The organism is Oribacterium sinus, assembly GCF_014202695.1.
Taxonomy (GTDB): Bacteria; Bacillota; Clostridia; order Lachnospirales; family Lachnospiraceae; genus Oribacterium; species Oribacterium sinus.
The window spans coordinates 1-14,509 of the sequence record NZ_JACHHH010000016.1 but is presented as its reverse complement, the minus strand read 5'-3'; the positions used below and the strand labels follow the sequence as shown (position 1 = coordinate 14,509).

11 protein-coding genes are annotated in these 14,509 nt (G+C 44.1%); all 11 read left to right on the top strand.

Going from position 1 to position 14,509, the window contains the following annotated elements; genetic code table 11:
• Nucleotides 1-2: 2 nt before the first annotated feature.
• The 11 genes from purB (at nucleotide 3) to ftsH (ending at nucleotide 14,184) form a co-directional block, all read left to right on the top strand.
• Nucleotides 3-1,439 (top strand): adenylosuccinate lyase, encoded by a 1,437-nt coding sequence (gene purB / locus HNQ46_RS11665; RefSeq protein ID WP_408637151.1) that lies wholly within the window; start codon nucleotides 3-5, stop codon nucleotides 1,437-1,439.
• 61 nt (nucleotides 1,440-1,500) lie between these two features.
• Entirely contained in the window at nucleotides 1,501-1,683 is a 183-nt protein-coding gene (locus HNQ46_RS11660; RefSeq protein ID WP_243155934.1) for a phosphate ABC transporter substrate-binding protein, read from the top strand.
• A 74-nt stretch (nucleotides 1,684-1,757) separates the two neighbouring features.
• Nucleotides 1,758-3,044, top strand: a complete 1,287-nt coding sequence (locus HNQ46_RS11655) for an adenylosuccinate synthase (RefSeq protein ID WP_183684840.1) — start codon at nucleotides 1,758-1,760, stop codon at nucleotides 3,042-3,044.
• Nucleotides 3,045-3,101: 57 nt separating this feature from the next.
• On the top strand, nucleotides 3,102-4,466 hold the full coding sequence (locus tag HNQ46_RS11650) for a zinc ribbon domain-containing protein (RefSeq protein ID WP_183684839.1): 1,365 nt from the start codon (nucleotides 3,102-3,104) through the stop codon (nucleotides 4,464-4,466).
• Nucleotides 4,466-5,287: a TPM domain-containing protein gene (locus HNQ46_RS11645; RefSeq protein WP_007156010.1), complete on the top strand. Its 822-nt coding sequence runs from the start codon at nucleotides 4,466-4,468 to the stop codon at nucleotides 5,285-5,287. Before HNQ46_RS11650 ends, HNQ46_RS11645 begins: the two co-directional genes overlap by 1 nt.
• A gap of 180 nt (nucleotides 5,288-5,467) precedes the next feature.
• Nucleotides 5,468-6,025 carry an elongation factor P gene (gene efp, locus HNQ46_RS11640; protein WP_007156011.1) on the top strand — a complete coding sequence of 186 codons (558 nt, stop codon included), beginning with the start codon at nucleotides 5,468-5,470 and terminating at the stop codon, nucleotides 6,023-6,025.
• 107 nt (nucleotides 6,026-6,132) lie between these two features.
• Complete coding sequence (argS, locus tag HNQ46_RS11635) at nucleotides 6,133-7,935, top strand: arginine--tRNA ligase (RefSeq protein WP_183684838.1); 1,803 nt, start codon at nucleotides 6,133-6,135, stop codon at nucleotides 7,933-7,935.
• A 1-nt stretch (nucleotide 7,936) separates the two neighbouring features.
• The gene (gene yfcE, locus HNQ46_RS11630; protein ID WP_183684837.1) at nucleotides 7,937-8,494 is read left to right on the top strand and encodes a phosphodiesterase; all 558 of its coding nucleotides are present in this window, start codon (nucleotides 7,937-7,939) and stop codon (nucleotides 8,492-8,494) included.
• Between the two features lie 503 nt (nucleotides 8,495-8,997).
• Nucleotides 8,998-11,574, top strand: a complete 2,577-nt coding sequence (locus tag HNQ46_RS11625) for a heavy metal translocating P-type ATPase (RefSeq protein ID WP_183684836.1) — start codon at nucleotides 8,998-9,000, stop codon at nucleotides 11,572-11,574.
• Nucleotides 11,575-11,680: 106 nt separating this feature from the next.
• Complete coding sequence (locus tag HNQ46_RS11620) at nucleotides 11,681-12,016, top strand: metal-sensing transcriptional repressor (RefSeq protein ID WP_330604614.1); 336 nt, start codon at nucleotides 11,681-11,683, stop codon at nucleotides 12,014-12,016.
• Between the two features lie 224 nt (nucleotides 12,017-12,240).
• Entirely contained in the window at nucleotides 12,241-14,184 is a 1,944-nt protein-coding gene (gene ftsH / locus HNQ46_RS11615) for an ATP-dependent zinc metalloprotease FtsH (protein ID WP_183684835.1), read from the top strand.
• Nucleotides 14,185-14,509: the final 325 nt, after the last annotated feature.

The window sequence follows — 14,509 nt, the reverse complement described above, 5'->3', positions numbered from 1 at the left end:
GAATCATGAGTCATCAAAGCTACGAAAGCCCATTGTCCGGTCGTTATGCTTCCAAAGAGATGCAGGAAATCTTTTCTTCCGATTTTAAATTTAAAACCTGGAGAAAGCTGTGGATTGCTCTGGCGGAAAGTGAAAAAGAACTGGGGCTACCCATTACCGAAGAGCAGATTCAGGAATTAAAGGAGCATGCAGAGGATATCAATTACGATGTGGCCATGGCTAGAGAGAAAGAGGTTCGCCATGATGTGATGAGCCATGTCTATGCTTATGGCGTACAGTGTGAAAAGGCAAAGGGAATCATTCATCTGGGAGCCACCTCCTGCTATGTGGGAGACAATACGGATCTGATTACCATGCGGGAGGGCTTAAAGCTTCTTCGGAAAAAGCTTTTAAACTGCATGAAGGTCTTAGCGGACTTTGCCATGGAGTATAGAGGACTGCCCATGCTTGGCTATACACACTTTCAGGCGGCACAGACCGTTACTCTTGGGAAGAGAGCCAGTCTTTGGTTACATGATTTGTATCTGGATTTTCTGGATGTAGAGGAATGCATTTCTTCCTTAAAGCTTTTAGGTTCTAAGGGTACTACCGGAACCCAGGCCTCCTTCCTGGAGCTTTTCGAAGGAGACCATGAAAAATGTAGAGAGCTGGACAGAAAGATTGCAAGGAAAATGAATTTCCCGGGAGTTTATCCTGTATCCGGCCAAACCTATAGCAGAAAAATTGATTCCAAGATTCTGGCGATTCTCTCCGGAATTGCTCAATCCGCCCATAAGTTTTCCAATGATATTCGGCTTTTACAGCATTTGAAGGAAGTGGAGGAGCCCTTTGAGAAAAAGCAAATCGGTTCCAGTGCCATGGCCTATAAGAGAAACCCCATGCGCTGTGAAAGAATTGCCGGCCTTGCCAATTTTGTAATGGCGGAGAGCCAGAATCCTCCCATTACCGCCGCAACCCAGTGGTTTGAAAGAACCTTGGACGATTCGGCTAATAAGAGACTTTCCGTACCCCATGCTTTTCTGGCTACAGACGGACTTTTGGACCTCTATTACAATGTGGCCTCCGCTTTAGTGGTTTATCCTAAAATGATTGAAAAGCATCTTCGGGAAGAGCTCCCCTTTATGGCAACGGAAAACATCCTGATGGACGGGGTAAAAAGAGGGGGAGACCGGCAGGAGCTTCATGAAAAAATCAGAAGCTATTCCATGGAGGCCGGTTTAAGAGTGAAAAGAGATGGTCTGGACAATGATTTACTGCAAAGAATTGCGGAAGATCCGGAATTCCCATTGGAAAAAACGGACTTGGAGGAGCTTTTGATCCCGGAAAAATACATCGGCCGTTGTAAGGAGCAGGTGGAGGATTTCATTGCAACAGATATCGCGCCTTTGCTGGAAAAGAATAAAGAGCTTTTGAATCTTTCAGTAGAAATCAAGCTTTAAGAATTAAAACAAGCATCTTGTGCGATATTTTTAAATTTTGTATACTGAGGAAGGAAAAGATATGAAGAGAGGAATAGCCATTTTCACTTTATTACTTTTTTGTCTTGCCCTAATAGCCTTATTGTTTCTGGCTTTCACCGGGGGAAAAAAGGAGTATATGCTGGCCTTATTGTTCTGTGTCATGATTCTTCCCAGTCTTTTTTATGTGTATCAGTGGATTACAAGATTGATTAAAAAAGATTAGATTTTATATATTAACTGTTTGAGGGTGCAATCGCACTGCATTATACAATTCAAATGTAAGAAAGGGGAACAAGTATGGTTCAAGCAATTGTCGGTGCAAACTGGGGAGATGAAGGTAAGGGGAAGATTACAGACTATTTGGCAGAATCTGCGGACATTGTAGTTCGTTTTCAGGGAGGAGCCAATGCGGGACATACCATCATCAATCCTTATGGACGTTTTTCTTTGCATCTTCTGCCCAGCGGAGTGTTTAACCCCAATGTAACCTGCGTTTTGGGAAATGGCGTTGCCGTGGATATCGGAAAATTCCTGGCAGAGCTGAAGTCTTTGGAAGAGGCAGGTGTTCCTAAGCCCAAGATTTACATTTCCGACCGCGCCCAGGTAATGCTTCCCCACCATGTGTTGCAGGATACTTATGAGGAGGAGCGTTTAGGAAAGAATAGCTTCGGTTCCACAAAGTCCGGTATTGCTCCATTTTTCTCCGATAAATATGCCAAGATCGGTTTACAGTTTAATGAGCTGTACTTTGATGATATTTTAGAGGAACGTCTAAAGAAGATTTTGGAAATCAAAAATGCTATGTTTATCAATCTCTATGGCAAGGAGCCTTTGGATTTTAATACAGTTTTAGCAGAGCTTAAGAAGCAAAGAGAAGAGATTAAGCCATTTTTAAAGGATACTTCCTTATTCCTGAGAACTGCCATTAAAGAAGGAAAGAAGATTTTAATGGAGGGACAGCTGGGAACCATGAAGGATCCTGATCACGGTATTTACCCAATGGTAACCTCCAGCCATACCCTGGCTTCCTATGCGGCTGTAGGAACAGGAATTCCGCCCTATGCCATTACCGATGTGGTTTGTGTCACCAAGGCCTATTCCTCTGCGGTGGGAGCAGGTGAGTTTGTCAGCGAGCTCTTCGGAGAAGCGGCAGAGGAGCTTCGTAAGAGAGGCGGAGATAAGGGAGAGTACGGGGCAACCACAGGCCGTCCCAGACGTGTGGGCTGGTACGATGCGGTAGCTTCCCGTTATGGCTGTGCATTACAGGGAGCAACCCAGGTAGCTTTAACTGTTTTAGATCCTCTGGGATATCTGGATGAAATTCCCATTTGTACCGGCTATGAAATCGACGGTGAAGTAATTCGTGATTTTCCGGTAACTCCCTTATTAAGAAAGGCTAAGCCGGTATATACCGTATTGAAGGGCTGGAAGCAGGATATCCGCGGAATCCGTAAGTACGAGGATCTCCCGCAGGAGTGCAGAGACTATATCGACTTTATTGAGAAGGAGTTGGAGGTTCCCATTACCATGGTTTCCAATGGCCCGAAGAGAGAAGAAATTCTACTGAGAACACCAAAGATTTAGGAAGAAAAAACTGACGAAAGCCTAGGAAACAGTAGATTGGAATAGACAGGAGGAAGAATGGCCCGTTGCCCGAATTGTGCAGGAGAATTACTCTTTGATATCAAAACCCAAAGCCTGAAATGTCAACAATGCGACTCGGTTTTTAATCCCTACGATAAGGATAAGACCGTTGAAGGAGTGGTACAGGAGTACTACGATACCCAGGTATTTACCTGCCCCCAATGCGGAGCGGAGATAGAGAGTACGGATTTCTCCGGTACGGGCTTTTGTGCCTACTGCGGTTCCTCTGTGGTGTTCACCAGTCGAATGAAGCAGGCGGAGATGCCTCAGAAAATCATTCCCTTCCAGCTTACCAAGGAGGATTGTAAAAAGCGTTATCAGGACAAGGTTCGTTCTGCCATCTATCATGATAAGGAGCTGGAAAATCCGGAGTATCTGGAGAGATTTGTGGGCTATTACCTTCCCTACTGGCTTTATAGTTTTGAAGTGGATGAACCCTTGGCATTGGAGGGACTAAAGGAATATCGAAGCGGAAGCTATCAATATCAGGAACGTTATGCCCTTTCCGGACAGCTGCAGGGAAAGTTTAACAACATCCCCTATGATGCCTCCACTCGATTTGATGATACGATTGCCGGTTGTATTGCGCCCTTTACAGAGAAGAATTTAAAGGAATTCAGTCCGAACTTCCTTTTAGGCTTTTACAGTGATGTGGCGGATGCGGATGCCAAGCAATATGAGCCCAAAGCCCTTCATATGGTGGAACAACAGCTTTGGTCCTCCGTCTTGGGAAGGCAGGGCTTTCAGGAAAGCGACATGCAGTTAAACAATGAAAGCATTCGCTCCTTGACGAAAATCGGTGCCAAATCCGTAACTGTGGAGCGGGGTATGTTTCCGGTTTGGTTTTTGAGCTATAAAAAGGACAATCGAATCGCCTATGCGGTGGTAAATGGAGAGACCGGTAAGGTTTACTGTGATATTCCCATTAGCGAAAGCCGTTTTCATAACGCATCTATGATGATTGCCATTCCCATATTCCTGATTTTGAATTTATTTTTTCAAATCAAGGCGGAGAATCTTCCCTGGTACACCATGGCTTTGTCCACCCTCTTGATTGTTCTGGCCCAGGGACAGATTTCAAAAATTAAAAAGAGAGAAGACAGTCTTACAGGAAACAAAAACAAGTCCAAGGAAGAGAAGGCGAAGCTTCTTCGGCATAATGGAACAGGATATGCTCTTGTTTCCGTTTTCTTTTCCTTAGGCATTATGCTTTGGCATCCGGTACAGGATGAATATTATTATCTGGCCAGTGCGGTAAGCGGGATTATGTCGATTCTTTCCCTGCGTTTGATGATTAAGAAGTTCAATATTTTATCCACCCGTTCCATACCGGAATTTTTTGACAAGAAGGGGGTGAAGTGATGAATAGAAGTTTCCTGAAAAAGTATTCTGCTGTTTTTCTATTTTTCAGTTTTTTGCTGACACTTTCTTTTCAGAGCTTTGCCTTAAGCAGCGATGAGCTGTTACAAGCTTCTGTATATACGAATAGTAGTTCCGGTTATAAAGCCTACCTTTTGGATGAAAGTGACCTACTTAGTTCTTCCGAGGAGACGCAGGTTAAGGAGGCGATGATCCCATTAACAAAATACGGGAATATTGCCTTTGTTTCCGGAGAGGGCGGCTACTCTGCGGCGTCCACTGCCAAGGATTTGTTGGAGGATTCCTTTCCCAACGGCAGTGCCAGCCTCTTATTGATTGATATGTATAATAGGGAAATCAGAATTCAAAGTTCGGGAACCTTGTATAAAACTATCAATAATCATGTGGCAGACAGCATTACGGATAACATTTATCGCTATGCCTCCAATGGGGATTTCGGAAAAACTGCCACTATGGCCTTCCGGCAGATGAATGCCAAGATGGAGGGACGCTTTGTGGAGACGCCGATGCGATGGATTAGCAATTTGTTTCTTGCTGCCGCTTTGGCCTTACTTCTGAATTTCCTCTGGCTGATTACAGGAAAGAGAAATGAAACGGCTGCGGCGGGGGCTATCCTGGCGGCTATGGCTCCGGACTTTATCATTGCCCAGCGGCGAAAGGATTTGATCTCACAAAATAAGCTCTATGTTCCCAGATCTTCCGGAAGCTCCGGGGGAAGTAGCGGTGGCGGTGGCGGCTTTAGCGGTGGAGGTTTCAGCGGTGGAGGAGGCCATTCCTCCGGCGGTGGGGGACATCGTTTTTAGAAGGAAGAGAATAGGACATTTCCGTTGATTTTCTATGAAAATTCCGATTTTTTCGCCGGATTTTCCGGAAGGAAAGCTTGCATGTTTATTTGTTTTATATTAGAATTGTTCCCGAGTTAATGGCCAAGTGCCTAAGAGAAGGGGGAGTTTTTCCCAAAGAAAAGTGATTTAGGAGGATTTATGGTTTCTGCAGGTGATTTCAGAAATGGTGTTACAATTGAGATGGATGGACAGGTAGTTCAGATCGTGGAGTTCCAGCACGTTAAGCCCGGTAAGGGAGCTGCCTTCGTTCGTACCAAGTTAAGAAATGTTATTAACGGTGGTGTAACCGATAAGACCTTCCGTCCCACAGAGAAGTTTCCTGCAGCACGTATTGACCGTGTAGATATGCAGTATCTCTATGATGACGGAGAGATGTACAACTTCATGAACAATGAGACCTTTGAGCAGATTGCTTTGTCTCATGAGCAGATTGCAGATTCCATGAAGTTCGTTAAAGAGAACGAAACCGTTAAGGTAGTATCTTATCAGGGAAATGTATTCTCTGTAGAGCCTCCTTTGAAGGTAACCTTAGAGGTTACTCATACAGAGCCGGGAATTAAGGGTAATACCACCACCGGTGCAACAAAGCCTGCTACTGTTGAGACAGGTGTTGAAGTACAGGTTCCTCTGTTTGTAAATATCGGAGATAAGATTATTATTTCTACCCAGACAGGTGACTACGAGTCCAGAGCATAAGTGCAGGACTGGTGTAGAGAATAAGCACTGGGAAGAATGCTTCTCCTAGAAGAAAATTGAGACTAAGGCTTCCTAAAAGGAAGCCTTTTTTTGTAGAAAGGATCGCTATGCAGGCTTTAAAAGCAATACTACAGGAAGCTATGGAATCTGCCTTTGTGGAGGCGGGGTATGATAAGGACTTAGCTAAGGTCAGTGTTTCCAACCGTCCTGACCTTTGCGACTATCAAAGTAACGGGGCTTTGATGGGAGCAAAAAAATATCAGGAGAATCCCATTGCTTTGGCCGAGAAGGTAAAGGGGTTTTTGGAAAAGAAAAGCTATAAAGATACTCCTTTATTTTCTTCTGTTGAAGCGGTAAAGCCGGGATTTTTAAATGTGAAGCTTTCCCCACAATTTTTAGGAGCTTATCTTCAGGGGATGCAGACGGAAGAGCAGAATGGCCTTCATGAAAAGGAAGGTAGAAAGATTTTACTGGACTACGGCGGAGCCAATGTGGCAAAGCCTCTTCATGTAGGACACCTTCGTTCTGCTGTAATCGGAGAAGCCCTGAAAAGAATGGGAAAAAGACTTGGAAATAATGTGGTAGGAGATGTGCATCTTGGAGACTGGGGTCTGCAAATGGGACTCATTATCACAGAATTAGAGGACAGAGGAGAGCTGGAAAAGCCCTTTACGATTTCCGAGCTGGAAGAGATTTACCCCTTTGCTTCCAAGAAAGCCAAGGAAAAGGATGAAGCCGGAAATCTGCTTAATGAGGAATATGCTAACCGTGCCAAGGAAAATACCTTAAAGCTACAGCAGGGAGATCCTGTATTTCATAAGGTTTGGGAAAGAATTATGGAAGTTTCCGTTGCGGATTTAAAGAAGAACTATGAAGCTCTGGATGTGCACTTTGATCTGTGGAAGGGGGAGTCAGATGCGGACCCCTATATTCCAAAGCTGATTTCTTTACTGGAAGAGAAGAAATTAGCCTATCGTTCTCAGGGAGCATTAGTGGTGGATATTACGGAGGAGGGGGACAGTAAGGAATATCCTCCCTGTATGATTCAGAAATCCGACGGAGCAAGCCTCTATGCCACATCTGACCTTGGAACCATTATGGATAGAGAAGAGCATTATCCGAAGGATTTATATCTTTATATAGCAGATAGTCGTCAGGCCCTTCACTATACACAGTTTTTCCGTGTGGCAAGACGGGCAGAGCTTCTTCCTAAAGAAACAGAATTAAGCTATATCGGCTTCGGTACCATGAACGGAAAGGACGGAAAGCCCTTTAAAACCAGAGAGGGGGGAGTCTTAAGACTGGAGCGCCTGATTTCCGAGACCAGAGATTCCGTTTTAAAGCGTATGGAGGAATCCAAGGATAATGGCTTGAGCCAAGAGGAAAAAGAGGAAACCGCCGGAATCGTAGCCTTAGCTGCTTTAAAGTACGGTGACCTTTCCAACCAAGCCACCAAGGATTATATCTTCGACTTGGAGAAATTTACTGCCTTTGAAGGAAATACCGGCCCCTATATTCTTTATACCATTGTCCGTATCTCCTCCATTTTACGGAAGTATGCGGAAAGTAAGGGAGAGGCTTGGAAGGATAGCCTAAGCTGGATATCGGAAAATGCAAAGAACTATCCCATTGGAAGTTCCGGGGATGAAAATGTAATGGCACTTGCAAAAATTCTGGCAGCCTTCCAGGATGAGATGCGGGATGCATGGAGAGAATGTGCTCCCCATAAGATTTGTACCTATATCTATTCTTTGGCCAATCAGTTCAATTCTTTCTATCACAATGTAAAGATCTTGACAGAGGAGGACGAGCAAAAGAAGAAGGAATATATTGGTCTTCTTTGCCTAAGCTGGAAGGTGCTTATGGATTGTATTCATGTGCTGGGCTTCTCTGCTCCGGAAAGGATGTAAGATGCGGTATTTTGTACTTAGTGATATTCATGGCTCTGCGTATTATGCAAAGCTTGGGATAGAGGCCTATCAAAAAAGCGGCTGTGAGAGAATCCTGCTTTTGGGAGATGTTTTGTATCATGGCCCCAGAAATTCTCTGCCAAGAGACTATGCCCCCAAAGAGGTCATAGCTCTCTTAAATCCGCTGAAGGAAGAAATTCTTGCGGTTCGGGGAAACTGTGAGGCAGAGGTGGATCAGATGGTTTTGGACTTTCCCGTTATGGCGGACTATGCCATCCTGGAGTGGGGAAAGCACAGAGTGTTCCTTTCCCATGGCCATGTCTATAACGCGGAAAGTTTTCCGCTTCAAAAAGATGGAGATATCTTCCTCCAGGGGCATACCCATGTTCCCGTGGCAATGAAGAAGACCAGAGGAGAGAAGTATTTTTATCACCTAAACCCCGGCTCCATCAGCCATCCTAAAGAAGACAGCCCCCACAGCTACGGCATTTTGGAAGACAACAGCTTCACCCTATACGATGTAGAAAAAGGAGAAGCATATAAAAAGATAGAGTTCTAAAAAAGAAATGAAAATTTAGAATTTCGAAACTACTAATTCGAAACTTATGCAATACAATATGGGTCTGAAATTCGAAATTCATGCAATACCATATAGGTCTGAAATTTGAGCTAATCTGAGCCCGTCAGTGCTTCTGGAAAGCTGAAAAATTGAATGACTTGAAAATCAGGAATTCCAATTTACATGCAATGTAGAATAGGTCTGGAATAAGGGCAATCTAAGCCCGCCGGTACTTGCGAAAAACGAAGGAACTGAAGTTTTTCGCTTAGTATCCGCTGCGAGGCGAAGTTAGCGAGAGCGTGCCCGAATTCCAGACCTATTGCTACATTGAAGGAGATAATTTTATCAAGTTCTTTAATTTTGAAGCGAGAGAGTGCCCCATTTTCAGACCCATATTGTATTCAAGGGTATCATATTTCAAGTTCTTCAATTTTTTATATTTCCCTCCTTGACATATACCCTATGGGGGTATATCATGATGTCGAAAAAGAAAGGAGGAAGATATGAAACAATATAGAGTTACAGGGATGACCTGTGCTTCCTGTCAAAGTAGAGTAGAAAAAGCCGTGTCTAAAGTCCCCGGCGTAAAGTCCTGCTCCGTTTCTCTTTTAACCAACTCCCTGGGAGTGGAAGGAGAAGTAGGGGCAGATGAAATCCAAAAAGCAGTAGAAGCTGCCGGTTACGGTTTTGAGAATCCGGAAGAGAGCAATACCCTATCGGAGAAGAAAGATAAGGGGGATGCTCTAAAGGATACCGAAAGTCCAAAGCTAAAAAAGAGACTGCTTCAATCCTTATTTTTCTTAGCAATTCTTTTGTATTTTTCCATGGGGCCAATGTTATTCCATGCTCCGCTTCCAAAGGCCTTTTCCAATCCCGGAATATTGGCATTAACGGAACTCTTACTTAGTTTAATTGTTCTTTACATCAACAGAAAGTTTTTCATTTCCGGTTTTAAGAGTGCCTTTGCTTTAGCCCCCAATATGGATACTTTGGTGGCCTTGGGCTCCGCCGCATCCTTTTTGTACTCCCTGGGAATCCTTTACGGTATTCTCTATGCCTTTGGAGAGGGAAACCTGGAGCAGGTAAAAACGCTGGGGCATCATCTTTACTTTGAAACTGCCGCTATGATTCCTACCCTGATTACTTTGGGAAAGCTTTTGGAAGCAATTTCAAAGGGAAGGACTACAGATGCTTTAAAGAGCTTAATGAATTTAAGTCCTAAAAAGGCACACCTTCTTACAGGGGAGCAGGAAACAGAAGTTTCCGTAGAGGAAGTGAAGGAGGGAGACTTCTTCACGGTATATCCGGGAGAACAGATACCGGTTGACGGTGTTATTATAAGCGGTGTTACTGCTGTGGATGAGTCGGCATTAACGGGAGAATCCCTTCCTGTAGATAAGGGAGAAGGGGACAAGGTCTCTGCCGGTACTTTGAATCAGTCCGGCTTTATCAAGGCTAAAGCCAGCAGAGTAGGAAAGGATACCACCTTATCTCAAATCATTCAAATGGTATCCGATGCGGCAGCAACCAAGGCTCCTATTGCCAGAATAGCAGACCAAATCTCCGGTGTTTTTGTACCGGCGGTTATTGGTATTGCCATACTGACCTTTGTTGTAATTCTTTTGAGTGGAGGAACATTTTCCGATGCTCTTTCCAGAGCTGTAGCCGTACTGGTTATCAGCTGTCCCTGTGCTTTGGGACTGGCCACACCGGTAGCCATTATGGTGGGAAATGGTGTTGGCGCAAAAAACGGGCTTTTATTTAAAACTGCCGCTTCTTTGGAGGCAGCCGGAAAGGTAGAAATTATTGCCCTGGATAAGACCGGTACCATTACCAATGGAAGCCCGGTGCTTACGGATCTTCTTCCTATGCAGGGAGTTTCCGAAGAAGAGCTTTTGACTCTGGCAGTTTCCCTGGAAAAGAATTCGGAACACCCTTTAGCAAAAGCTATTTTAAATTATGGGGAAGAGAAGAAGATTTCTACACTGCCCGTGGATAATTTTCAGGCTATGGTGGGACATGGTGTTTCCGGAACCATAGAGGGAGAAAAAGCTGTGGCAGCTTCCTTATCCTATATGAAAGAGCATTTTTCTTTGGAAAAGAGTTTTGAAGAGCATTGTAACAGCTTTTCCGAAGAGGGAAAAACCCCATTATTCTTTGCAAAAGGAGAGAAGCTTTTAGGCTGTATCGCCGTAGCGGATACCTTAAAGGAGGATGCAAAGACGGGAATTGAAGAGCTGAAAAAGCAGGGAATATTCACGGTTATGCTTACCGGCGATCAGAGAAGGACAGCAAATGCCATCGGTAAGGAAGCCGGAGTGGATATGGTCATTGCCGAAGTGCTTCCTGACGGAAAAGAAGAGGTTATTCGAAAACTCCAAAACTATGGTAAGGTAGCCATGGTAGGAGACGGTATCAATGATGCGGTTGCCCTGACAAGAGCGGATCTGGGGATTGCCATAGGGGCAGGTACGGATGTGGCTATTGATGCGGCGGATTTAGTACTGATGAAATCAAAAGTAAGGGATATTCCGAAGAGTATTCGACTTTCCAGAGCTACGATTCGAAACATTCATGAGAACCTGTTCTGGGCCTTCTTCTATAATGTGATTTGTATCCCCCTTGCTGCAGGATTTTATTCCGCCATCTTCCATTGGAATTTTGCCATGAGTCCTATGGTGGGGGCGGCGGCGATGAGCCTTTCCAGCTTTTCCGTGTGCTTAAATGCACTCAGGTTAAACTTATTTAACATAAACAATTCCGCTAAAGACCATAGGAAAGGCTTGGCGGAAGAAAAGAAAGAAAAGTTACTGTTGGATTTTGACTCTGCAAAGAAAGAGAGTCATGCACAAAAAGAAAAGGAGATTGTTATGGAGAAGCATTTGGACATTGAAGGTATGATGTGCGGACATTGTTCCGGAACTGTAAAGAAGGCTTTAGAGGCTTTGCCACAGGTGGAAAAGGCTGAGGTTAGTCATGAAACCGGTAAGGCCGTTGTTACTTTGAAAGAAGCCGTGGCGGATGAAGTCTTGAAGAAGGCTGTAGAAGATCAGGAATATACGGTAAAATCCATTTCATAATTAATTTTCATCATCATTTTTCGTAATCAGTGTACATAATCAAGTAAGGCTCTGATTTTTATAAAACGATGTGAAAACAAGAATGTCTATAAGGGAGATTGCATTTATGCAGGAGGAGCAAAAGCAAGAAGCTTCCATGGAAATGGGAGGGTGCTGTGGAGGAAGAAAGAAAAAACAGGCCAGGGATGAGAGGGAAAGAAGAGATTTGATTTCTCGATTGAACCGTATGGAGGGACAGATTCGAGGAATTCGCAATATGCTTTTAGAAGAGCGATATTGTGTGGATATCCTTACCCAGGTTAGTTCTGTTTCCTCTGCCCTAAAGGCCTTTAGCAAGGAGCTGTTGCAAAGCCATATAGAAAGCTGTGTTGTTTCCGATATTCAGGAGGGTAAAACCGAGGCGGTAGAGGAGCTGTGCGGCTTGATTAAGAAAATCATGTAACGAAAAATTTTCTTACGCTTTTCATACTTTAAACACAAAAGAACTCTATACTCCATAGAGTTCTTTTTTATTCTTCAGGAGTAGCGTCCGAAGAGAGTATATCTCGTTTAAACGAAGCTACTTTAAAGTTTCACCTTGCATTCTGCTTTTAACAGGGCAATGGTTGAAACAATATAAAGAAATTTTAGGAATACCGTATAGAGAACAAAAGAAAGGAGATGCTTATGGATAATAAGAACAATTCTATGCCCGGCTGGGACGATTTCTTTCCTGGCAACAAAAAGGATGACAATGGAGGGGGAAACAGACCCAGATCCTTCCTGTTCTACGTCTTTATTGCCATGATTATTACTTTATTGCTGAATACCTTTGTATTTCCGGCAATGAAACAGGCAAGAATTGAGCCTGCCGCTTATTCGGAATTTCAAAAGGCTATTACGGATAAGACCGTCAGTAAGGTGGAATTTAATCAAAATACCATTGTCTATGACGTGAAAAAAGACGGTAAGACCCAAACTTACAGTACCACAAGAGTGAACAACGAATTTAACGAAGCACAGATTATGCAGGAGTTAAATGCCCAGGGAGTGGAGTACAATGAAACCATTCCTGTAGAGAGTAATTTCTTCTTAAACTTCATTCTTTCCTGGGTTGTGCCCTTACTGCTCTTTATGGCTTTAGGAAACTGGCTTTCCAAGCGAATGGGATCCGCCATAGGCGGCATGGGGGGCGGTTTTGGATTAGGCGGTTTAGGAAGATCCAATGCCAGAGAGTATGAGAAGAAGGATGACAGCATTCGCTTTAAGGATGTGGCCGGGGAAGATGAGGCAAAGGAGCTTCTCACGGAGATGGTAGACTATTTAAATCATCCGGACAAGTATTCCAGAATCGGTGCAAAGATTCCCAAGGGTGCTTTGCTTGTGGGACCTCCGGGAACCGGTAAAACCATGCTGGCCAAGGCTGTAGCCGGCGAAGCAGGTGTTCCCTTCTTTTCCATTTCCGGATCGGAATTTGTAGAGATGTATGTTGGTATGGGAGCTGCTAAGGTTCGTGATCTTTTTGATCAGGCAAAGAAAAAGTCCCCCTGTATTATCTTTATTGATGAGATTGATGCCATCGGTAAAAAGCGCGGTGCCGGAGGATTGGGAGGAAATGATGAAAGAGAACAGACTTTAAATCAGCTTCTTACGGAGATGGACGGTTTTGACAGCAATAAAGCCATTATTCTTCTGGCAGCCACCAACCAACCGGATCAGTTAGATCCTGCCCTTCTTCGTCCGGGAAGATTTGATAGAAGAGTGCCGGTGGAGCTTCCGGATTATCAGGGAAGAATTGATATTTTAAAGGTACATAGTGCCAAGATTAAAATGTCCGATAACGTAAGCCTGGAGGCCATTGCCAAGGCGGCTCCCGGCGCATCCGGTGCGGAACTTGCCAACATTATCAATGAGGCGGCTTTAAGGGCGGTTCGTGCCGGCAGAGAAAGAGTTATACAGTCCGACTTGGAAGAGTCCATTGAGGTGGTTATTGCCGGTTATCAGAAGAAAAATAAGGTGATGACGGAGAAGGAAAAGCTGATTGTGGCATACCATGAGGTGGGACATGCCTTGGTTGCTGCCTTACAGAAGGACTCTGCTCCGGTTCATAAAATCACTATTATCCCCAGAACTTCAGGTGCTTTGGGTTATACCATGCAGGTGGAGGAAGAGGGAAACCATTATCTCTATTCTAAGGAAGAGCTGGAAAATGAAATTGCCACCCTCACCGGCGGACGTTGTGCGGAGGAACTGATTTTCCATACCTGTACTACAGGAGCTTCCAATGATATTGAGCGGGCAACCAAGTCTGCAAGAGCCATGATTACCCGCTACGGTATGAATCCGGAGGTGGGAATGGTTGCTATGGAACAGCTTCATAACCAGTATCTTGGGGGAGATTCCAGCCTAACCGTTTCTCCGGAAACCCAAACCAAGATTGATGAGATGGTTGTAGCCTTGGTAAAGAAACAACACGACAAAGCCTATAAGCTCTTGGAAGACAATATTACCAAGCTTCACGAAATTACCAAGTTCCTCTACGAAAGAGAAACCATAACCGGAGAAGAGTTCCTGGAGATTTTAAATCGAAAGGAAGTGGACCCCTCCGTAGTGGCCAGAGAGGAAAACTAAGCCAGTTTTCACATATTACATAAAATAGAAATGTACCAGATATACATTTCTCCGACATAGAGTATAGGGTTGAAATAAGGGCAATCTGAGCCCGTCGGCACTTGCGAAAAACACAGGAACTGTTGTTTTTCGCTTAGTGTCCGCTACGAGGCGAAGTTAGCGAAAGCGTGCCCTATTTCAACCCTATACTTTATAAGGAGAAAAATTTGGTGCATTTCTTTTTTATTTTCGCTAAATTGAAAAAGTAAATTCCAGTGCAGAGGTAAATTCTACCTAGCTTTAAAAAATCCCTAAAATCAGGCAGTTTGAAATTTCATTTCTGCCT